22 protein-coding genes are annotated in these 21,007 nt (G+C 47.0%); 8 read left to right on the top strand and 14 right to left on the bottom strand.

Annotation, left to right across the window (positions count from 1 at the left end):
- Positions 1–403: 403 nt before the first annotated feature.
- From tnpB to PQI28_RS12185, 3 genes are all read right to left on the bottom strand, one after another.
- Positions 404–1,492, bottom strand: a complete 1,089-nt coding sequence (gene tnpB, locus PQI28_RS12195) for an IS200/IS605 family element RNA-guided endonuclease TnpB (protein WP_339963455.1) — start codon at positions 1,490–1,492, stop codon at positions 404–406.
- Positions 1,493–1,758: 266 nt separating this feature from the next.
- Positions 1,759–2,931 carry a PstS family phosphate ABC transporter substrate-binding protein gene (locus PQI28_RS12190; RefSeq protein WP_339963454.1) on the bottom strand — a complete coding sequence of 391 codons (1,173 nt, stop codon included), beginning with the start codon at positions 2,929–2,931 and terminating at the stop codon, positions 1,759–1,761.
- 39 nt (positions 2,932–2,970) lie between these two features.
- Positions 2,971–3,909: a nucleotidyltransferase-like protein gene (locus PQI28_RS12185; protein ID WP_251125700.1), complete on the bottom strand. Its 939-nt coding sequence runs from the start codon at positions 3,907–3,909 to the stop codon at positions 2,971–2,973.
- A gap of 103 nt (positions 3,910–4,012) precedes the next feature.
- On the opposite strand from PQI28_RS12185, the gene PQI28_RS12180 reads away from it, so the two are divergent.
- On the top strand, positions 4,013–4,372 hold the full coding sequence (locus PQI28_RS12180; protein WP_015880902.1) for a YgzB family protein: 360 nt from the start codon (positions 4,013–4,015) through the stop codon (positions 4,370–4,372).
- Positions 4,373–4,408: 36 nt separating this feature from the next.
- Here PQI28_RS12180 and perR read toward each other — a convergent pair whose 3' ends face one another.
- On the bottom strand, positions 4,409–4,840 hold the full coding sequence (perR, locus tag PQI28_RS12175) for a peroxide-responsive transcriptional repressor PerR (protein ID WP_031421138.1): 432 nt from the start codon (positions 4,838–4,840) through the stop codon (positions 4,409–4,411).
- 191 nt (positions 4,841–5,031) lie between these two features.
- On the opposite strand from perR, the gene PQI28_RS12170 reads away from it, so the two are divergent.
- From PQI28_RS12170 to PQI28_RS12160, 3 genes are all read left to right on the top strand, one after another.
- Entirely contained in the window at positions 5,032–6,330 is a 1,299-nt protein-coding gene (locus PQI28_RS12170) for a glutamate-1-semialdehyde 2,1-aminomutase (RefSeq protein WP_339963453.1), read from the top strand.
- A 118-nt stretch (positions 6,331–6,448) separates the two neighbouring features.
- Positions 6,449–7,681 (top strand): MFS transporter, encoded by a 1,233-nt coding sequence (locus PQI28_RS12165; RefSeq protein WP_339963452.1) that lies wholly within the window; start codon positions 6,449–6,451, stop codon positions 7,679–7,681.
- 53 nt (positions 7,682–7,734) lie between these two features.
- Entirely contained in the window at positions 7,735–8,130 is a 396-nt protein-coding gene (locus PQI28_RS12160; protein ID WP_339963451.1) for a thiol-disulfide oxidoreductase DCC family protein, read from the top strand.
- Positions 8,131–8,164: 34 nt separating this feature from the next.
- Here PQI28_RS12160 and PQI28_RS12155 read toward each other — a convergent pair whose 3' ends face one another.
- From PQI28_RS12155 to mutY, 4 genes are all read right to left on the bottom strand, one after another.
- Positions 8,165–9,913, bottom strand: coding sequence for an ABC transporter ATP-binding protein (locus tag PQI28_RS12155; RefSeq protein ID WP_074033116.1), 1,749 nt, complete (start codon positions 9,911–9,913; stop codon positions 8,165–8,167).
- 39 nt (positions 9,914–9,952) lie between these two features.
- Complete coding sequence (gene ntdP / locus PQI28_RS12150; protein WP_015880896.1) at positions 9,953–10,495, bottom strand: nucleoside tri-diphosphate phosphatase; 543 nt, start codon at positions 10,493–10,495, stop codon at positions 9,953–9,955.
- Positions 10,496–10,584: 89 nt separating this feature from the next.
- Complete coding sequence (locus PQI28_RS12145; protein WP_339963449.1) at positions 10,585–11,010, bottom strand: hypothetical protein; 426 nt, start codon at positions 11,008–11,010, stop codon at positions 10,585–10,587.
- Complete coding sequence (gene mutY / locus PQI28_RS12140) at positions 10,997–12,031, bottom strand: A/G-specific adenine glycosylase (protein WP_339963448.1); 1,035 nt, start codon at positions 12,029–12,031, stop codon at positions 10,997–10,999. The genes PQI28_RS12145 and mutY overlap by 14 nt, the downstream gene beginning before the upstream one ends.
- An 88-nt stretch (positions 12,032–12,119) precedes the next feature.
- Between mutY and PQI28_RS12135 the strand changes: the two genes are divergently transcribed.
- Complete coding sequence (locus PQI28_RS12135; protein ID WP_214750066.1) at positions 12,120–13,103, top strand: metal-dependent hydrolase; 984 nt, start codon at positions 12,120–12,122, stop codon at positions 13,101–13,103.
- Between the two features lie 26 nt (positions 13,104–13,129).
- On the opposite strand, the gene PQI28_RS12130 is transcribed toward PQI28_RS12135, so the two are convergent.
- Positions 13,130–13,663, bottom strand: a complete 534-nt coding sequence (locus PQI28_RS12130; protein ID WP_214747118.1) for a YceI family protein — start codon at positions 13,661–13,663, stop codon at positions 13,130–13,132.
- A gap of 223 nt (positions 13,664–13,886) precedes the next feature.
- On the opposite strand from PQI28_RS12130, the gene adh reads away from it, so the two are divergent.
- The 3 genes from adh (at position 13,887) to PQI28_RS12115 (ending at position 16,617) form a co-directional block, all read left to right on the top strand.
- A complete protein-coding gene (adh, locus tag PQI28_RS12125; protein ID WP_214747121.1) occupies positions 13,887–15,407 on the top strand; it encodes an aldehyde dehydrogenase in 1,521 nt (506 codons plus the stop codon).
- A gap of 1 nt (position 15,408) precedes the next feature.
- The gene (locus PQI28_RS12120; protein ID WP_214785663.1) at positions 15,409–15,771 is read left to right on the top strand and encodes a DUF779 domain-containing protein; all 363 of its coding nucleotides are present in this window, start codon (positions 15,409–15,411) and stop codon (positions 15,769–15,771) included.
- Between the two features lie 120 nt (positions 15,772–15,891).
- Positions 15,892–16,617: a nuclease-related domain-containing protein gene (locus PQI28_RS12115; RefSeq protein ID WP_339963445.1), complete on the top strand. Its 726-nt coding sequence runs from the start codon at positions 15,892–15,894 to the stop codon at positions 16,615–16,617.
- 39 nt (positions 16,618–16,656) lie between these two features.
- Here PQI28_RS12115 and PQI28_RS12110 read toward each other — a convergent pair whose 3' ends face one another.
- Genes PQI28_RS12110 through PQI28_RS12090 form a run of 5 tightly spaced genes read right to left on the bottom strand, consistent with a single transcriptional unit; the run spans position 16,657 to position 20,990 of the window.
- On the bottom strand, positions 16,657–17,727 hold the full coding sequence (locus PQI28_RS12110; protein ID WP_214822244.1) for an ABC transporter substrate-binding protein: 1,071 nt from the start codon (positions 17,725–17,727) through the stop codon (positions 16,657–16,659).
- Positions 17,724–18,518, bottom strand: a complete 795-nt coding sequence (locus tag PQI28_RS12105; RefSeq protein ID WP_074033109.1) for an ABC transporter permease — start codon at positions 18,516–18,518, stop codon at positions 17,724–17,726. Before PQI28_RS12105 ends, PQI28_RS12110 begins: the two co-directional genes overlap by 4 nt.
- Positions 18,515–19,336: an ABC transporter permease gene (locus tag PQI28_RS12100; protein ID WP_074033108.1), complete on the bottom strand. Its 822-nt coding sequence runs from the start codon at positions 19,334–19,336 to the stop codon at positions 18,515–18,517. Before PQI28_RS12100 ends, PQI28_RS12105 begins: the two co-directional genes overlap by 4 nt.
- Positions 19,323–20,429 (bottom strand): ABC transporter ATP-binding protein, encoded by a 1,107-nt coding sequence (locus PQI28_RS12095; RefSeq protein ID WP_214696317.1) that lies wholly within the window; start codon positions 20,427–20,429, stop codon positions 19,323–19,325. Before PQI28_RS12095 ends, PQI28_RS12100 begins: the two co-directional genes overlap by 14 nt.
- A 21-nt stretch (positions 20,430–20,450) precedes the next feature.
- Complete coding sequence (locus PQI28_RS12090) at positions 20,451–20,990, bottom strand: helix-turn-helix domain-containing protein (protein WP_214747136.1); 540 nt, start codon at positions 20,988–20,990, stop codon at positions 20,451–20,453.
- Between the last annotated feature and the right edge of the window lie 17 nt (positions 20,991–21,007).

Raw genomic sequence — 21,007 nt, 5'->3', positions numbered from 1 at the left:
TCCTGAGCCAGGATCAAACTCTCCAAAGAATTTGATATAGCTCTTAAATTGACGAAGCTTGCGCTTCATTCAAAAATGGTAAAACTTATTTTTGCCTCATCGTTCAGTTTTCAAAGTTCGTCTGCCGCTCTTGGCGACTTCATTAATCTATCACGTTTCAATTGTTTTCGTCAACAACTTTTTTCACAAATTATTTTTCTGAAATAATCTTTTGCCGTGACAACGTTTATAACTATAATCTCTATTTACCACTTCGTCAATACAAAAAACAATAAAATGTGAACTACTCGCCACTTATTTGTTTCGCAAATTGAAGGGGGAGCTTCTTGGGAAGACCGTGCTCTTACCAGCCACGGTTGTTTACCAAGCTCGTCGGGTGGTTCCCACCCTGAAGGAATTCGTTTTAGTTTGCCAACATCAACAGGTTGATGCTCGCGTTGATGTCTCGGTCATGATGCGCGCCACAGGCACACGTCCATTCACGGACGTCCATCGCTTTCTTCTGACCTTTCTCGCCACAAGAAGAACAGATTTGTGTCGATGCGTACCAGGGGTCTGCCTTGATGAGCGTCCGTCCGTAGAAGTTTGATTTGTATTCGAGTTGACGGACGAACTCATGCCAGCTGACATCCCCGATGGACTTGGCGAGCTTATGGTTTTGCATCATGTCCTTCGATGTCAATGTCTCCACGACGATGACTTGGTTCTCGTCAACGATCCGTCTCGACAGCTTGTGAAGGAAGTCCTTGCGTTGGTTGACAATCTTTTCGTGTTTCTTAGCTAAAAATAATTTGGCTTTTTCACGATTCTTGCTCCCGATCTTCTTTCGCGACAGCGCCCGTTGCGCCTTCTTGACCTTCGCTTCGGATTGTCGAAGGAAACGTGGGTTTTCGATTTTCTCCGAGACCATCGCGTCGTTCGTCATGACGGCGAAGTGCTCCAAGCCGAGATCGATCCCGACCTTGTTTTCGGCTGGGATCCATGGTGCATCGTCCTGTTTGACGAGGATGGAGATGAAGAACTTGCCCGTCTTGGTCATCGAGACCGTCGCCGACCGGATGACGCCCTCGAACGGGCGATGTTGTGTGAACCGCACGAACCCGACCTTCGGCAGACGGACCTTGCCCGCCTCGATGCGGATCGTGCCGTGCTGGTTGTTCGTCGTGTAGGAGGCGCGCGACCGCCGTCTCGACTTGAAGGCCGGGAAGCCGCCCGTCCCGGCGAAGAACTTCGCGAACGCGGTGTCGAGGTTCAGCTTCGCGTTCGCGAGCGCGAGGCTGTCCGCCTCGGCGAGGAAAGGGAACAGGGGCTTGTAGGATGCGGGTGTCGCCGGGTTCCGTCTCGTCACGATCCCCGCTTTCGCCTCCTCGCGGATGGCGATCCGGTCCTCGAGCAGCTTGTTGTAGATGAACCGGGCGCAGCCGATCGTCTTGATGAAGAACTCGGCCTGTGCCGGCGTCGGATGGAGCCGATATTTATAGGCTTTCAACATGTCTTTCTCTCCTCCCTCCAGAAGATCGTGATGTGTCCTCCTCATCCGATACCCGCGGAGGGGGAGGGAGAATCTGACGGAATCACGAACTTTTGTTCGTAACATCTGTCATAGGGAGAGAAAACTGTTGGACCGGGCGATTCATCCCCCACCTATGCCGGGCTACGCCCCGAGACGCTGAAAGGAGGGAGAATTCTCGCCTGATTTAGTTAAAAAAAGATTTACTCTTCGCTAATGAGACGAAAAGTAAACCTTGATCACCTGTTTCATTTAAGACGAACGTAACCCGACTTTTCAACCAACGCCTGACCATCATCGCTACCTAACCATTTTAGAAAAGCATCATATTGCTCTGCTTTTTCTTCCGTAGTGACTGCGTAAAATTCAGAGGTCAGCGGATAGGATCCGTCTTGAATCGTTTTAACGGTCGGTTCGATTCCATCTATACGAAGTAACTTGACCTTATGATCATTCACCATTTCTGTCGCATAGTATCGGAATGAGAATCCGATCGCATTTTTATGATTTCGATACGATGAGGCTTGCTGAATGATTCCACCCATCCCTTGAGGTACATCTTCAACCGGTGCCTCCATCAACTTTCGTTCACCCATCATCTTTTGCAATGCTGTTTGACTACCGCTATCCTCTGGTCGTTGGAAAGCACGAATGGTTTCGGAGCTGCCACCGACCTCTTTCCAATTGCGAATGTCACCCGCATAAATTCCACGGACTTGTTCCATCGTCAAAGATTCGACCGGATTATCTTCATGAACGAAGAAAACAAATGCTTCTCTACCAACAGGTGTCATATGTAGAGATACGTCCTTTTGCTTGGCGACTTGCAACTGACGATCGGACGGACCCGCGACAAAAATCAAGTCCGTTTGATTGTTCATCAATCGACTATACGCTTCTGGCGTTGTCGTCGAGACGACTTTACTAACTTGATCATTATACGGGTCATACGTTCCGGAGTTCGGATACACCGCCTCTACGAATGAAGCATACATCGGGTAAAGGGCTGTCGCACCATCCAACCGTGGCACGCCATTTACGAATGAAACGGATGTTGGATGATTCAATTTCGCCAATCGATCTGAGTTCGTAAATGGCTGGTAGTCAATCAACTCTACACCACGCTCTTCGATTTTTAAATGATCTTGATACATGTAGTACCCTTTGACAGAAGCGAATACAAGAACACCTGATAAAACTCCCCAACCGAGGACCCGTTTCACTTTATGGTTCGTTAAAGGAGAAAAATCGTAAAGCCCCATACATACAATCAACAGAGCCGCCATATACCAAATCGTCCAAAGAATGGGGCGTCCTTGTGTAATCGGGTCCCCCATCGTAAAAAGAGCGACAACGACGGAAATCACAAACGTGACAAATAGAATGAAAATCGTTCCGATGCCAAACTTCAAAAATTTCATGCGACATATCGTCTCCTCATCATGCTTACATAAGGGAAATTAGGCAATCTCATAAAGTACCGCCTCTACTCCAACTCCCTTTGTCGGTCTCGTGACCGTACGAACATATCCTTTTCTCACTAAAAATCCGATGATACTTCCGAGGTCGACACGAAGCTCATTTAAGTTTGGATGATCCATCAATTCGGAGAACGTCCAAGCCCCCTCTTTTTCTTGCATCGTCTGAAGTAATAATAGTGTGCCGGGCAACACTTTTGATTGAATCAAATGTTCCATTCCAATCACGACAAGATGGATTCGTTGCTCAAGTGTCTCTTGTCCCCCGACAAGTTCTTCGTGCAGCTTATAAATTTCCAGATCGATTGCTCGGACTTGTTCCCACAAAACAATTTCAGGATGAATTCCAGCCTCTAGAATCGAAAGTCGCGCCAAGTGTGTGAGCGCATGGTGAATCTGGGTAAAGGCGTCTTGGAATTCGCCTTCTAAAAATAAGTAGCGACCATCTTCAAAGCGACGCAATAGTTTCGCAAACGAAAGCGACAGTTGAAGACGTTGTTCTCTATTCGTTAAATTACGATTTCGTTGTCGCAACTCTAAGATGTATTCATTCCGTTCAAATAGAACAATTCCGTCTTCAATCCAATGAATCGCGCGTCGGTTTTCATTTAAGACGATCCATCTGTCCATCATCGAGTCGCTCACGACGTGCAAGACGATTCTTTCTTGACCGACCTGATAATGTTTTACCGTCCAAAATGGATCCGGTCTCGCTTCAATGACAATGAGCAGACGATCCGATTGATCCGTCAACGGATCACGTGCTCGTTTTTTCTTCACTTCAATAATTCCGAGTGTTGTTTTTAATGCAGCATATTCTGAATAAATAGTGCGAGTCGCATATTCCATCGTCATCTGGACCCCTTCTCTCCCAATCGTAAGTTGACTATATATGACGATTGTCATTTTCGATACGAACAAGATTCGCCCTCTTTTCAAAAAACTCCTGCCGAAAAAGTGCAGGAACTTCTCACCCGTTTGAAGATGAGCTATGATAGAGACAGACTATTGGAGGGATTCACTTATGAAAAAACGGGGGAACAAAATCAACCGTGCACGTAATATAGCATTACTCCTGATTTTTGGCGGAATCGGTGTCATGTATCTCGGGCTTCTCGCTAAATCCATTACTTGGCTCATGATTATTTTCATGCTCCTTGGATTTATCATGGTGCTCGCAAGCTCTGCCCTTTACTTCATCGTCGGGATGGCCTCGACAAAAGCAATCATCGTCACGTGTCCGAACTGCGAAAAAGAGACGAAGATGCTCGGGCGCGTTGACTTATGTATGCATTGTGACGAACCGCTCACAATTGACCGCTCACTTGAAGGTAAAGAGTTTGATGAAAAATATAACAAGCGTCAGTCGCAACAAACGGACTGATACAAAAAACCACATCCGAATATTCGGATGTGGTTTTTAATGTGTTTGTGATTGCTCAGATTGGCAAGACGGGCACGTTCCGTACACTTCAAGACGGTGACGATCGACTTTGAACCCCGTCAATTGAGATGCGACCGATTCGATTTCATCTAATACCGGATAGTTGAAGTCGACGACCTTTCCACACGTGTCACAAATGATGTGATAGTGTTTCGACGTCACAAAATCAAAGCGACTAGAGGCGTCCCCGTAGTTCATCTCTTGAACGAGACCTACTTCTTTAAAGACGCGCAAGTTATTATATACAGTGGCCACACTCATGTTTGGAAACCGTGCGGCAAGTGCCTTATAAATGTCATCCGCTGTCGGGTGACTGTGCTCCGTGACGAGGTACTCCAAAATGGCCTGGCGCTGAGGCGTCATTCTGACTCCATGTTCCCGGAGCGACTGAACAGCATGGTCAAGCATTTCGCTTCCCACGTCAATCCCTCATTTCTTCTATAAAATTCATGCGAAATAGTTTTGAACATTAACTTATTTCTTACATAGTAATCTTTATAAATAGTGTACTGATTTCTCAACTACTCGTCAAACACTGAGCTTATGCGGTTGACGGCTATGATACAATAAGTGCGAATTTGAATAAGGAGGCAATACATATGACTACTTCATCAAATCGTAAGTCATCCGATGCATTATACCAAGATGCACTCACTCACATCGTCGGAGGTGTCAACAGTCCATCCCGCTCATTTAAAGCGGTCGGTGGCGGCGCCCCTGTTTATATGGAACGCGGCGAAGGTGCCTATTTTTATGATGTAGACGGCAACCGTTACATCGATTATTTGGCGGCATACGGTCCAATCATTACGGGCCATGCCCACCCACACATTCATGAAGCGCTTATGAACGCTTCTTTAAAAGGTTTATTATACGGAACACCTCACCGTCTTGAAGTCGAGTTTGCCAAGAAACTAAAACAAGCCATTCCTTCTATGGATAAGGTACGATTCACCAACTCTGGAACAGAAGCCGTGATGACGACAGTTCGAGTCGCCCGTGCTTATACCGGTCGTGAACTCGTTGTGAAATTCAGCGGTTGCTACCACGGACATTCGGATCTCATGCTGATTGCAGCAGGTAGTGGTCCGGCAACACTCGGTTCTCCAGACTCAGCAGGTGTGACAAAAGCCACAGCTAAAGAAGTCATCACCGTCCCATTCAACGACATCGAAGCGTATCGCGAGATGATGAAGGAATGGGGAGACCAGGTCGCATGTGTTCTCGTCGAGCCGATTGTCGGGAACTTCGGAATCGTAGAACCGAAGCCAGGTTTCCTCCAGGCTGTTAATGACATCACGCACGAACATGGCGCTCTCGTCATCTATGATGAAGTCATCACAGCATTCCGCTTCACATACGGAAGTGCTCAGCAAGTATACGGAATTGAACCGGATATGACGGCGCTCGGGAAGATCATTGGTGGCGGCCTACCGATTGGTGCCTATGGCGGAAAAGCCGAAATCATGGAGACGGTCGCACCACTCGGACCTGCATATCAAGCCGGCACGATGGCAGGAAACCCGGCTTCGATGGCGACGGGAATCGCTTGTCTCGAAGTGCTCGAACAGCCTGGCGTTTATGAAAAACTAGACACGCTCGGTGCGCGACTTGAGGCAGGGATCCGTGAAGCAGCGAACAAACATGATGTGACCATCACGCTTAACCGCTTGAAGGGAGCGCTCACGGTATACTTCACGGATGAAATCGTTACTGATTACGACGGTGCAGAGAAATCAGACGGTGAGAAGTTCGGACGTTTCTTCAAGTTGATGCTTGAAAACGGTGTGAACTTGGCTCCGTCGAAATATGAGGCTTGGTTCCTCACAACAGAACATACGGAACAAGATATCGACGAGACAATCGAAGCGGTCAACCGCTCGTTTGCACAGTTGTGAGAAAGAGATGCATGAGCATCTCTTTTTTATTGCCTAAAAGGGGACATCTTCACTAAAAATGTCTCTTTTTTTCATGTATCGTACCCCATTACAGTAGAACCAAGGAGGTGCTCAGAATATGAAATTTAAGGATTTTCCATTAAACGTCCGCTTGCGACTCGTTTGCGGATTTTGCATTCGGATTGTTGGCTCTGCCATTTTCCCATTCATGGCGCTCTACTTTTCAGAAGAACTTGGCAAAGTGCCCGCTGGAATTATCATGACGTCATTCGTGATCGTCGGCTACTTGACCGGCCTATTCGGTGGGTACTTCTCCGATCGTTTCAATCGGAAGGTTATCTTACAAATTGGTCAGGTGATTCAAATCATCTGTTTTCTTGGTATGACCGTCGCCATTCACCCATCGAATAACTGGGCACTCGTCGTTGCCATCCTTTACTTCGGGCATGCCGTGTCGAACGGGTTGAACTATCCGGCACTCGAGGCGATCGTCATCGATTCAATGGAGGAGTCGAATCGAAAAGCCATCTATGTATATGACTATTGGCTCGTCAATTTGGCCATCGCAGGAGGCGTCATGCTTGGAGGTGCCTTTTATCGAGACCATCGCTTCGCTCTCTTCATCGGCATGACAATCGTTCTTACAATCACGACGATTGTACTTCAACGTTATTTGGTCGATACGTATACTGGGAACCGTTCGACTCCGTCAAATCCGATTCACGGGGTCATCGAAAACTATAAAATCGCGTTGCGCGACCGTCGTTGGATCACCTTCGTCCTCGGAAGTATGCTCGTCTTTTCGACCGAGTTTCATATGGCGAATTACATCGGTGTCCATTTAGCCGAGTCATTTGAAAGTCGACAAATTCTCGGAATACCATTTGACGGGGTACGCATGATGGCTTTTATGCAACTTGAAAACACGTTGCTCGTCGTCGCCATCACGTTCGCCGTCACCGCATTCGTCAAGCGGTTTAAAGAGAAAGCCGTCTTCTTCGTCGGATTATCGTTGTACGTGACGGCCTATGCCGCCATCACATCGATGAATTCCTTCATCGTTCTCGCTGCACTTGCGATCATCTTTACAATTGGTGAACTTCTCTACTCTCCGATTCGACAAGTGAAACAAATCGATTTGCTCGACCCCGAACGACGCGCTTCTTATCTTGCATTCGGTGGCCTGACGTTCCATGGTGCCAAACTCGTCGCGGCAGCCGGTATTGTCGTCGGTGCGTTCATCGGTCCTATCTTCATGAGCGGGTATATCTTTATCTTTGGTGCCCTCGGTGCTTACTTGTATTATGTATCGCTGTATAAGATGCAACCTGCTCGCCAACTCGCTGCTTGACGTTTAACATGAACACAAAACGGTAAAACAGTACGATGAAGGAGGCGAAGTACTTGCCTGCGATTGTTTTATTTGATGGCGATTGCAATTTCTGTGATGCCAGTGTCCAGTTCATCATTCGTCATGATCGACACGCCTCGATTCACTTTGCTTCGCTCCAAAGCGAGGTCGGTCAGTCGCTCCGAACACGACACCGGATCCCGGAATCAGTCGACAGCATCGTCTACATTGAAGAAGGGGTTCCTTACTTAAAATCAGACGCAGCGATTCGGATTGCCGAGCACCTTGATGGCCGTTGGCGCCTGCTCCGGTTCATCCGATTCGTACCCAAATGGATTCGTGATCGCGGATATGATCTCTTCGCCAAACATCGGACACGTCTATTCGGGAAGAAGGAAGTGTGCACGCTCCCTTCCCCCGATGTGCGTAAACGATTTTTAGACCACTAAAAAAGTCGAGCCCTATACGGCCTCGACTTTTTCGTTATTCAACTACGGCTAAATCTTGAATCATATACAAATCATAATAGGCACCACGACGACGCATCAGTTCTTCGTGCGTTCCTGTCTCCATGATTTGTCCGTTCTCGACAACGACGATTTGATCGGCGTCGGTGATCGTCGACAAGCGATGGGCAACGATTAACGTCGTCCGCCCTTTCGTCAGACGAGCAAGCGAGTCTTGAATCATCGCTTCACTCTCTAAGTCGAGCGCACTCGTCGCCTCATCTAAAATCAAAATCGGAGGGTTCTTCAAGAACACACGCGCGATTGCAAGTCGTTGCTTTTGTCCTCCGGAAAGTTTGACACCTTTCTCCCCGACCGGTGTCGCATATCCGTCCTGTAGTTTCGAGATAAACTCATGGGCGTTAGCCGCCTTCGCCGCTGCGATGACTTCTTCATCCGTCGCATCCGGATTCCCCATGCGGATGTTCATCGCGACCGACTCACTGAAGAGGACCGAATCCTGCATAACCATTCCAATCTGGTCACGGAGCGCACGCAATTTGAAATCACGTACATCGACCCCGTCGATTTTGATACTTCCATCCGTCACGTCATAGAAGCGTGGAATCAGACTGACCAGTGTGGACTTTCCGCCACCGGACATCCCGACGAATGCTACGCGTTCCCCAGAACGAATTTGAAGGTTCACATCGTTCAATGCCCGTGTCCCGTCCTGCTCATACGAAAAGCTCACATGCTCAAGATCGATTTTACCTGCTGTCGACAGTGGGACGAATCCGTTCGGTTTCTCCTCGATATCATATGTCTCATCCAAGAATTCAAAGACACGGTCCATCGAAGCGACCGACTGCGTGAGTGTCGTCGCCGAGTTGACGAGACGTCCGAGCGGCGCATAGAGACGGTCAATATAAGCAATGAACGCAACGAGCGTACCGAGCGTTACCTGTTCTTGAATAACGAGCCACGACGCCGTTGTGAAGATGAGGATCGGCGCGATATCTGTGATGGTTGAAACGACGACATACGTTTTGGCGTTCCAACTCGTATGTTTAAGCGCCGCATTCAAGAAACCGCCGTTCTGTTGTTCGAACGCCTTGTTTTCATAAGGCTCTAGCGCAAAACTTCGAATGACCGCCATCCCGTTCACACGTTCCGTCAAATGTCCCTGAAGATCAGCGAGCGCTGCCGAGCGTTCACGCGTCAAGCGACGCAACCGTCCATAGAAATAACGGACCGCAAATGCATAGAACGGAAGTGGTAAGATGGCAATCAGTGTGAGTTGTGGATCAATCGTGTACATGATTCCAATAGCGATGAAAATCGTAATCATATCGAGCCAAATATTCATCAAGCCGGTGATGACGAAGTCTTTCGTCTGTTCGACGTCGTTGATGATCCGCGAAATGATTTGCCCCGTCTTATTGTTTGAATAAAAGCGAAGCGACAACTTCTGGACGTGATCGAACAGTCTGTTCCGTACATCGAACAAGACACGGGTCGCGGCCCACTGCGCCAAATATTGACGCAAGTATTCAATTGGTGGCTTGAGAACGAGGAAGACAAAGAAGACGATACTGAATAACCAGACAAGCGTCGTATAGTCCTGTCTCGGCGCATCATCACCTAAATAATTATCAATGACATATTTATAAAGTAACGGTAATCCGAGCGGAATCGAAAACTTTAAAATCCCGACGAAAATCGTTAGGGCAATTTGTTTTTTATAAGGTTTAACAAATTGCAGATAACGTTTAATACTACCCATAGTTCCTCCTTCATTAAGAAAAAAAGCGGAGATGAGGAATCATCTCCGGTAACGTGCTTCGTATTCGCGATACCATTCATCGACGAATGTTGGGTTGAACGGCCCTTTCCGTCCTCGAATCCAGTTGATCAGTTCTTGCACGTTCTGCTTCAAGATTCGATCAATCGCTTTCGGATAATTCATCTCGCGACGATGCCGCTCATATTCATCTTCATCTAAAATCGTATACGACATATCCGGGAACACCTTGATGTCCAAATCGTAATCGATATATTTGATGGCACGTTCATCCCCATCAAATGTAGTCGGCGAACCTAGATTACAGTAGTAGTAAATCCCGTCTTCGCGAATCATACAGATGACATTGAACCAATACTCAGATGAAAAGTAGCAAATTGCCGGCTCACGCGTTCTCCATTGCCGACCGTCTGATTCACTGACCATGATGCGGTCGTTGAATCCGATCATATCCGTTTTTGACGACTGAAGGACGAGCGTTTCTTCCCAAACGCGATGCAAAGTTCCGTTGTGCTTGTAGCTCTGTATCTCGATTTTGCTACCTGCTTTGGGAAATAAGCTCATAAGCTCCTCCTTTCCGCTGTGATGCTATACAATTCTCATATTTAATTATAGCGACTTTCAGAACCAATGAAAAAGGAAATCTCTTATTTTCATGAATTTAGTGTTTTTTGGAAGGCCCGTGCCCGTTCCTGAAACATCGGACGAAGCACGAAATATTCGACGAGTATGTTCGGAACATAGCTATCGAACGTCACTTCGTCAATCATGACCGCCTTTCCGTCACGCGACTCGACTCGGTGCACGTGCGTGAACCGTTTGAACGGAAACGGCAGTGTCTTCCCTTGATCACAGAACGCCCTGTTTCCTGAAATCGTGATGGCACTATTCCAGGGCAATTCTATTGGACCGACCCCTATTAACAACTTCACTTCATTGCCTTCGACCGAGGCACCATCCCCCATTAGACGTACTTTAGGAAACTTTGTCAGCTTCGTCAAAAGCGAAGCATCCTGTAATAGATCCCATAGCGTATCAACCGCCGTATCGTATGTCGACTCTACATCAAATCGTCTCACTTTCACCACCTGCCAATCGTTCTAGTTTTTGTTGAGCCACAGAAACCGTCTTCACCTCGCGCTCTGAGGCGTCTAACCAAACGACATCATCGGTCGGGAGCGTATCGACTCGATATAAATCGATATACCAAACGATATGGGAGAAGACGTGTTTCACTTGCCCGAGATAAGTTCCGTTTACCTGTTCCCCCGTTCCTCGTTCGGTAAGCGGATATTGCCACATCCCAGCGAGCAGTCCTTTTTCTGGTCGTTGTTCATAGGCGACTTTCCCATCTTTTTCGATACATAGCGCGTCATACATTTCGACACGTGCCGCTCCTTTTTTCGTTTTCACCGGCAGCTCATCTTGAACGTGGTGGGCATACGCATAACAGGTGTCTTGGACCGGACAAAGCGAGCACATGGGATTTTTCGGTGTACAGACCGTCGCCCCTAATTCCATGACGCCTTCATTAAAATCAGACGCATGAGTCGGGTCCATCAAACGACGAACGACTTGTTCAAATAGTTTACGCGTCTTCGGTACGGCGATATCGTCATAGATCCCGAATTGTCGCGACATGACGCGCATGACGTTCCCATCGACTGCTGGTTCCGGTTGGTTGTAAGCAATCGACAACACCGCTCCCGTCGTATAAGGGCCGACTCCCTTCAATTTTTCGAAACGTTCCTTCTCTTCGGGGACGATGCCATCATAAACAGAAGCGACTTCTTTGACTGCCTCGTGCAAGTTTCGGATGCGTGAGTAATAACCGAGACCTTCCCAATACTTGACGACCTCCTCTGTCTCGGCGGAAGCGAGCGCCTCAAGTGTCGGGAATCGTTCCATGAAACGGTTGTAATATGGGATGACCGTGTCGACCCGCGTCTGTTGTAACATGACCTCACTCACCCAGACGCGATATGGATTTTTCGCATGACGCCAAGGTAAATCACGCTTTTCACGATTGAACCACGTGACCAATTCCTCATTGAATTGATGAATATTATAATTTGTGAACAATTTATCAAGATTAAGCATTGTGTTTCCCCTCGTTTTAAAAATATTGTATGATTATTAAGAACAGATGACGTGATTTTGTATATATTGATGGAGGTGCTGAAGCACATTGGATACTGCGACACACATTGGTATGGGACTTGGTTTAAGTGCCATCGCGACGCTCAGCCCGGAGGTGTCAGGTGATGCACAGATGTTTCTGGCCATGACAGCCACGGCTCTCGTCGGCTCGCATGCACCAGACTTCGACACCGTCTTTAAGTTAAAAGGAAATAGTACGTATTTACGCCAGCATCGCGGTCGTTCACACGGAATCACCGCACTGCTTGCTTGGCCGATTATCGTCAGTGCCGTCATCGGTACGGTGCTTGGCGTCAATCCCGCCTCCCTATGGGTCATGGCACAAATCGCTGTGTTGTTACACGTCACGGTCGACTTATTCAACGCTTACGGGACGCAAGCGCTACAGCCATTTTCGAAAAAGTGGATTGGCTGGGGTGTCATCGGAACGTTTGATCCGTACTTGTTCTCTGCTTATTACGGTGCATATGCATTATGGATGATTACCGGTGCGACTGTCCCTATTTTTGCATTGCTCATTGCGCTTGTCATTAGTTACTATGCAATTCAGTTTAAATTGCGTAACCGTGCGCTCGCTACTGTGGCACGACACTTTGCCGGTGCACATGAACTATTTATCTCACCAGGAATCGGTTGGGATGATTGGCACGTTGCCGTCCGTTTCCGCGATGGTCTCGGAGCCGTGAAAGTGAAGAAAGGGAAAGTCATCGAGTGTGGTCGCTTCCGCGACAAACCGATGCCTGGGGAAGAAGATCTTCATTTCGTCGAAGCTCGAAAAAATGCTGATTTGCAAGCGTTCCTCGAGTTTTCAAAAATTCACACGTATACCGTGACACGCCATAACGGAATGATTGAATATCGTTTCACGAACTTACGTTATTTCTCAAAAAATATGTATCCGTTCGTCGCTGTCGTCATCGTAGACGAACAGTCGAATGATGTATTGTCTTCATTCACTGGATGGGTATTCAGCGAAGATAGCCTTCAGAAGAAACTGGTATACGAACAATAAAAAGTCGCTCGGTTGAGCGACTTTTCTTATGCCTCGACTTCAGTGAATTGCAACTCGAACTCAAACTTGACTTTCTTATCGACGAGGACACCTCCCGCTTCGAGCGCTTGGTTCCATGTCAATCCATAATCCTCTCGGTTGAGAGAACCTTCCCCTGAGAACGCGTGTTTCATGTTCCCCCATGGATCTTTTGCACTTCCCTCATACTCGACTTCGAACGTTTCTTCCCGTGTCGTTCCTCGAATCGTCAGATCCCCTGTCAATTCAAACTCACCGCCGCCTTTCGAGCGGAATGATGTCGATTGAAACACGATATGTGGATATTCTTCTGCATTGAAGAAGTCTCCTGAACGAAGGTGATTGTCTCGATCCGAATTATTCGTATCTACGGACGCCGCCTGAATCGTCACTTTCACACTCGCATTTGCCAAGTCGTTCGGGTCCCCATTCGCTTCGATATCAAATTCTTTAAATTCGCCTTTTACCTTTGAAATCATCATATGTTTAACGGTAAAGGTGATGGAACTGTGCGCCGGGTCAACTTGATATGTCTTCGCCATGTTAGTTCACTCCTTATAGGTAATTGAATGATGTACACAATGTACTGATTACCACAAATCTTGACTTCAAAACGTTTTTACAAAAGATTGACAAATTATTGTCAAAAAATTTTGACTTTTATCACAACAAACCGTTACGATTAAAAAAGGGAGTCGTTCGCTTACTTAAAAATGTAAGCGCATACATAACTCCTCTATCTCGTATGAAAAGGGAGGAACGAACATGATTTATGAAGTACCGAACTCAGCAGGAACGAAAGTACAGTTTAAGGACCGTTACGAGAACTTTATTAACGGAAAGTGGACCGCACCGGCTGGTGGAGAATACTTTGAAAACACATCTCCTGTAAATGGGAAAGTGTTATGTGAAGTCGCCCGCTCAACGAAAGAGGATATTGAACTCGCATTGGATGCTGCACATGCAGCAAAAGAGGATTGGGGCAAAACGTCCGTCGCGGAACGTTCTGTCATCTTGAATAAAATTGCTGATCGCATGGAAGAGAATCTCGAGATGCTCGCATATGCAGAAACATGGGAGAATGGTAAAGCAGTTCGGGAAACGCTCAATGCCGACCTTCCGCTCGCGATTGATCACTTCCGTTACTTCGCCGGTGTGATTCGTTCACAGGAAGGCGGAATCAGTGAACTCGACAACGATACAGTCGCCTATCACTTCCATGAACCGCTCGGCGTCGTCGCTCAAATCATTCCGTGGAACTTCCCAATCTTGATGGCGGTATGGAAACTTGCTCCGGCACTCGCAGCTGGAAACTGTGTCGTCTTAAAACCAGCCGAACAAACACCTTCTTCGATCATGGTCCTCATGGAACTCATTGAAGACTTATTGCCACCAGGTGTCGTCAACATCGTAAACGGTTTCGGTCTCGAGGCAGGTAAACCGCTCGCATCGAGTGACCGTGTCGATAAAGTCGCCTTCACAGGAGAAACGACGACGGGACGCTTAATCATGCAGTACGCTTCACAAAACATCATCCCGGTCACACTCGAGCTCGGTGGAAAATCTCCAAACATCTTCTTCGCAGATATCATGGAAGCCGATGATGATTTCTTCGATAAAGCGATTGAAGGTCTCGTCATGTTCGCCTTGAATCAAGGGGAAGTATGTACGTGTCCGTCTCGTGCATTAATTCAAGAATCCATCTATGACAAGTTCATGGAGCGCGTGCTCGAGCGCGTCAAAGCGATCAAACTCGGCAACCCACTCGATTCGGACGTCATGATGGGTGCACAAGCTTCGAACGAACAAATGGAGAAAATCCTCTCTTACCTTGAAATCGGGAAAGAAGAAGGCGCAGAGTGTCTCATCGGTGGAGAACGCAACATGATGGATGGAGACCTCGCGGATGGATATTACATTCAACCGACCATCTTCAAAGGTCATAACAAAATGCGCATCTTCCAAGAAGAGATTTTCGGACCGGTCTTATCGGTGACGACGTTCAAAGATGATGCGGAAGCACTCGCCATCGCGAACGATACGCTCTACGGACTTGGGGCAGGCGTGTGGACACGTGACATGAACCGTGCCTACCGGTTCGGTCGTGAAATCCAAGCAGGTCGCGTCTGGATCAACTGCTACCATTCATACCCGGCACATGCTGCTTTCGGTGGGTATAAAATGTCTGGGATTGGTCGCGAGAACCATAAGATGATGCTTGGTCATTATCAACGGACGAAAAACATGCTCGTCAGCTACAGCGAACAGAAACTCGGGTTCTTCTAAGATGGTGAAACGAGTCGAGGCCACCCCCGCCGCGCTCGAACTGATCGAACGTCTAAAATCGAAACACGGTCCACTTCTATTTCATCAATCGGGAGGCTGCTGTGATGGAAGTTCACCCATGTGTTTTCCACGCGACGAGTTCATGGTGGGCGATCATGATGTACTCCTTGGTGAAATTGGAGATACCCCATTCTATATCCACGAGAAACAATATGATTATTGGAAGCATACACAACTCATTATCGATGTGGTCGATGGTCGAGGCGGTATGTTCTCACTCGAGGGTGTCGAAGGAAAACGATTTTTAGGACGTTCTCGAGTCTTTACAGAAGAAGAGCGTGAAGCGCTAAAGCATGAAATATGATCACAAGGACCCATTTCGATGGGTCCTTTCTCATTTCAAAAAAACGATTCTCCTCAATTGTAAAAAATATACATATGTGATTGATTTCTTATGTATAGTGGAGAAAAAGGGAGGCATTCGATGACTACATTACTCACCGAATTATTAGAGAATATATTTGTGACCTTGCTTGTGATCTTCACCCCGATTTTTCTCGTACTCGCATCCATCATCGTCTATAAGGTTAGACGCTACAAACGAAGTCAATACTATGAACAGACACGGCATTCATATGTCAAAGTCGTTCAAGATACAGGACTTTATGGTGAATATTTGTGTGTGGCAGACATCGAGTCAACATTCTCTCAACCGCTCATATTGACGAATCTTTATTTGCCTCATCCCTCAAAGAAAGATCGAACAACAGAAATTGATGTCGTCTTCATCAATCAGGCTGGAATCCATGTCATTGAATCCAAAAATTATAGCGGATGGATTTTTGGGCGTGCCCGTGACCAATACTGGACGCAGACACTTCCCCGTCGTAGAAAACATCGCTTCTTCAACCCAATCAAACAAAATGAATTACACCTGAAAGCGATTGAGCAAGTTCTCGGACTCGACCGAACACATCTCCATTCATGGATTGTATTCAGCAATCGATCTACACTGAAACAAATTGAGTCATCAGACGTTCCCGTTTTGAATCGTCAACAATGGGCTAAACAGTTGACCACCTACCAAGATTTCGTCTTCAACCAAGATGAACAAATACAATTATATGAAACCTTATTATCTTTCACACAAGTCGACGCAGCTGTCATGATGAAACATGTCGAGGACATCGAATCAGCTTATAAGCGGTAAAAAAACATCCCCCACTCGTAATGAGTGAGGGATGTCTTGTCATTTGCTCTGCATTTTAAATCGTAAATACAGTTCGTTATAGTAAGCGTTCATCCGCTTCCCTAAGTTTTCATATACTTCAAGTTCTTGCGTCACTTCACGAGATGGATAGAATCGCTCATCTGATGTGACTTCTTCATCTAAAAACTCGAGCGCGGCTTCGTTCGGTGTCGAATAGCCGACATAGTCCGTATTACGGGCTGCAATCTCGGCATCTAGCATGAAATCGATGAATTGATGCGCACCGTCCACATTTTGTGCCGTGCTCGGAATGACGAGGTTATCGAACCAGAGATTCGTCCCCTCTTCTGGAATGACATACGTCAGTTCTTCATTTTCGTACATGATTTCCGACGCATCTCCAGACCACACGACAGCCGCTGCTGCTTCACGGTTTGCCATCAACATTTTAATTTCATCCCCGACGATTGCTTTGATGTTTGGCCAAAGCGTCTCTAGCTTTTGTTCCGCTTCAATCAACTCATCTTTGTTCGTTGTATTGAGCGAATAGCCGAGCGAGTTCAAGCCGAAGCCCATCACTTCTCGTGTTCCGTCTGCAAGAAGGATGTCATTTTCAAGCGGCATCTCCCACAAGTCGTTCCACGATGTGATTTCACCATCGACCATTTCGGGATTATAGACAATCCCGACCGTTCCCCAGAAGTAAGGGACCGAGTACTTGTTACCTGGGTCGAACGATTTGTCGAGAAAGCGTGGATCGATGTTATCGAAATTCTCAAGCTTCTCGTAGTCGATTGGAAGCAACAAGTCCTCTTCAATCATCTTACTAATCGCATAGTCTGAAGGAACGGCTACATCGAACGCCGTACCCCCTTGCTCAATTTTCGTGAGCATCGCTTCGTTCGAATCGAACGTCTGATAGACAACTTTTAGTCCACTCTGTTCTTCGAACTCACCAATCAAATCCTCATCGATATAGTCTCCCCAGTTATAGACGACAAGCGTATTGTCGCCACCAAACCCTTGCGCAGCGTTCAATTGCTGAATCCAAAGAAGGAGACCAAAGCTGACAATCAACGGAACAGCCAGCATGATGATTAATTTTTTCATCGTCTAACCTCCTTTGCTCCTCGTTGCGCCAACACATAATATCCAATGACAAGGATGAGGGTGAAGACGAACAAAATCGCAGATAACGCATTGATTTCAAGCGAGATTCCTTGACGAGCCCGTGAGTAGACTTCTACTGCAAGTGTCGTGAACCCGTTCCCTGTCACGAAAAACGTGACTGCAAAGTCATCTAACGAATACGTGAGTGCTGTGAAGAATCCGGCGAACACACCTGGTGTGATATATGGGAGAATGACTTTCGTCAACACATCCCATGTACTTGCCCCTAAATCACGCGACGCATCGATCAGCGTCGGGCTCATCTCTTGAAGTTTCGGCAACACCAAGATGACGACAATCGGAACCGAGAACGCGATGTGCGACAAGAGAACCGAATAGAAGCCTAACTGAATCCCGAGCATCGTGAAGAGAATCAAGAACGATGCCCCGATGATAACGTCCGGACTGACAATCAAGACGTTGTTCAAAGACAACAGGGATGTCTTCGTATACTTTTGTTTCGCCGTATAGATGGCGAGCGCCCCGATGACACCGAGCACGGTCGAAATTGTCGCCGATAATAGGGCGATGACGATCGTGTTCAAGACGATGACAAGAAGTCGCGTGTCCGTGAAGAGTGACTTGTACCACTCAAGGGTGAATCCTTCGAAGTTACTCATCGTCCCGCCGCTGTTGAACGAGTAGAAGACGAGATATAAGATTGGCGCGTATAAAATGAAGAACACGGCCGCCAAATATAGGTTTGATAGTTTAAATCGTTTACGTTTCATCGACGGACCGCTCCTTTCGCACCCCAGTCACGCGTGATGACCATGACGAGAACCATCGCCAAGATCAAGAAGACGGCAATCGTAGATCCCATCCCCCAGTTTTGCGTAACGAGGAATTGTTGTTCAATCGCCGTACCGAGCGTGATGACACGGTTTCCTGCGATCAGGCGTGTAATCATGAAGAGTGACAACGCCGGAATAAAGACAATTTGAATCCCTGACTTGACGCCGTCAAGCGTCAACGGGAAGATGACACGTCGGAACGTCGTCCAGTTCGATGCACCTAGGTCGCGTGATGCATAGACGAGAGATGGTGGTAATTTTTCAATCGCGTTGTAAATCGGCAAAATCATGAACGGAATGAAAATGTATACCGAGACGAAGACGAAACTGAAGTCCGTGAAGAGAATCTGCTTCGTCCCAATCCCAATCGCCTCTAAAAACTGATTCGTGATGCCGTATGTTCCAAAAATCCCGAGGAACGCGTACGCTTTTAATAACAAGTTAATCCATGACGGAAGCAAGATGAGCAAAAGCCAAAGTTGCTTGTGCTTCGTCTTCGTCAACAAGTACGCCGTCGGATACCCGACGAGTAGCGAGAAGAACGTAATCAGGAACGCGTACCAAAATGATGATAACGTCATCGACAAGTACGTCGAAGAGAAGAACGTCTGATAGTTCTCTAAACTCAAGTTCCCGTCGATATCAAAAAACGAGTAATAGACGACGAGGACGAGTGGCGCGACGACGAATAAGGCAATCCAAATCCAATATGTCGTCAAATATACCGTCTTTGCGGTCTGGTTAGTTTGATTCATGAGGGACCTCCTCATAGGATTCGAGACGACGGTCGAACTCTTCTTCTGTCTCTCCTAATCGCATGACGTGAATCGCTTCCTCGTCAAACGTCAATCCGATTTTTGATCCGACGGTCGACTTCTTCGTCGAGTGAACGAGCCACTCGTTCCCTTCTTGGTCGTAACAGCAAATCTCATAGTGAACGCCGCGGAACAGTTGTGAATCAACATCGACAATCAGTTTCGCAGAATCGATGGATGTCATCTCCAAGTCTTCCGGACGAATGATAACCTCTACTTTTTCATTACGGTCAAACCCTTGGTCGACGCAATCGAACGTTTTGCCAGCGAACGTGACGACATTGTCTTCTGGCATGACACCCGGTACGATATTCGATTCTCCGATGAAGTCTGCGACGAATCGGTTAATCGGTTCGTCGTAAATATCAGTCGGCGTCCCACTCTGAACAATTTTCCCATTGTTCATAACGAAAATCTCATCGGACATCGCGAGCGCCTCTTCCTGGTCGTGTGTGACGAAGATGAAGGTGATGCCGAGACGTTGTTGCAACTCACGTAATTCATATTGCATTTCTGTACGAAGTTTCAAATCTAAGGCAGACAATGGTTCATCGAGGAGGATGACTTCTGGCTCGTTCACGATTGCGCGGGCGATCGCGACACGTTGACGTTGCCCACCTGACATCTCATCGATTTCGCGCGAGCCGTATCCTTCTAAGTTAACAAACTTGAGAGCCTGCTCTACTTTCGCTTTAATGTCTGCTTCTTTCAACTTTTTAATGCGGAGACCGAACGCGACGTTTTCAAATACGTTCAAATGAGGAAACAGCGCATAATCTTGAAATACGGTGTTCACTTGTCGTTTGTTGGCGGGTACATCGTTGATTCGCTTCCCACTGAAGTGAAGATCACCTTCAGTCGCGTCGGTAAATCCGGCGATGAGACGTAGGATTGTCGTCTTCCCACATCCCGATGGACCGAGAAGCGTATAAAACTTCCCACGCTCAATCTCAAAACTGATATCTTCTAGGACGACAGTGTCGTCGTAACGCTTTGACACGTGGTCAAAACGAATAATTGTCTCTGCATTCATGCTGTTTCCTCCTCTATTGACTTATAAATAAGAATGGGTCGCTACGATGAGACATTCACTTTCGCCATCGTGATCGTTGACGAGTTGGTGTGAATCCGAGGCGACATAATACATTGTTTCCCCTGCTTTAGCGAAATAAGTGTGATGACCTAACTTCAGCGCCACTTTGCCGGACAAGACGTATACCAATGTCTCAGAACGGGAAGGTTCATATTGCTTAAATTCTCCGTTTTTGAAAAATGTGACGAGAATCGGTTCCATCTCTTTTTCATTTGATTCTGGAATGAGCCACTCCGTCCGATATTTTCGTTCCTCATCCGTGTATGTGGTGCGGTCATCAACGGTGTATACGACCTTTTGATTCAAGTCTTCATCGAAGAACTCTTTTGGTGAACTTCCAAGGACGCTCAACAAATCAAATAACGTCTCTAATGAAGGAGAGCTTAAATCACGTTCGATTTGAGAGATGTATCCTTTACTCAAATCCGTACGCTCCGCTAACTCCTCTTGGGTCAATCCTTTTTTTATCCGGAGTCGCTTAATGTTTTGACCTACTTCCAACGACTGAACGCCTCCTT

The organism is Exiguobacterium sp. USCH10 (assembly GCF_037619445.1).
GTDB classification, from domain to species: domain Bacteria; phylum Bacillota; class Bacilli; order Exiguobacteriales; family Exiguobacteriaceae; genus Exiguobacterium; species Exiguobacterium aestuarii_A.
The sequence above is the reverse complement of the archived record's forward strand: the minus strand, read 5'-3'. Positions and strand labels throughout refer to the sequence as shown.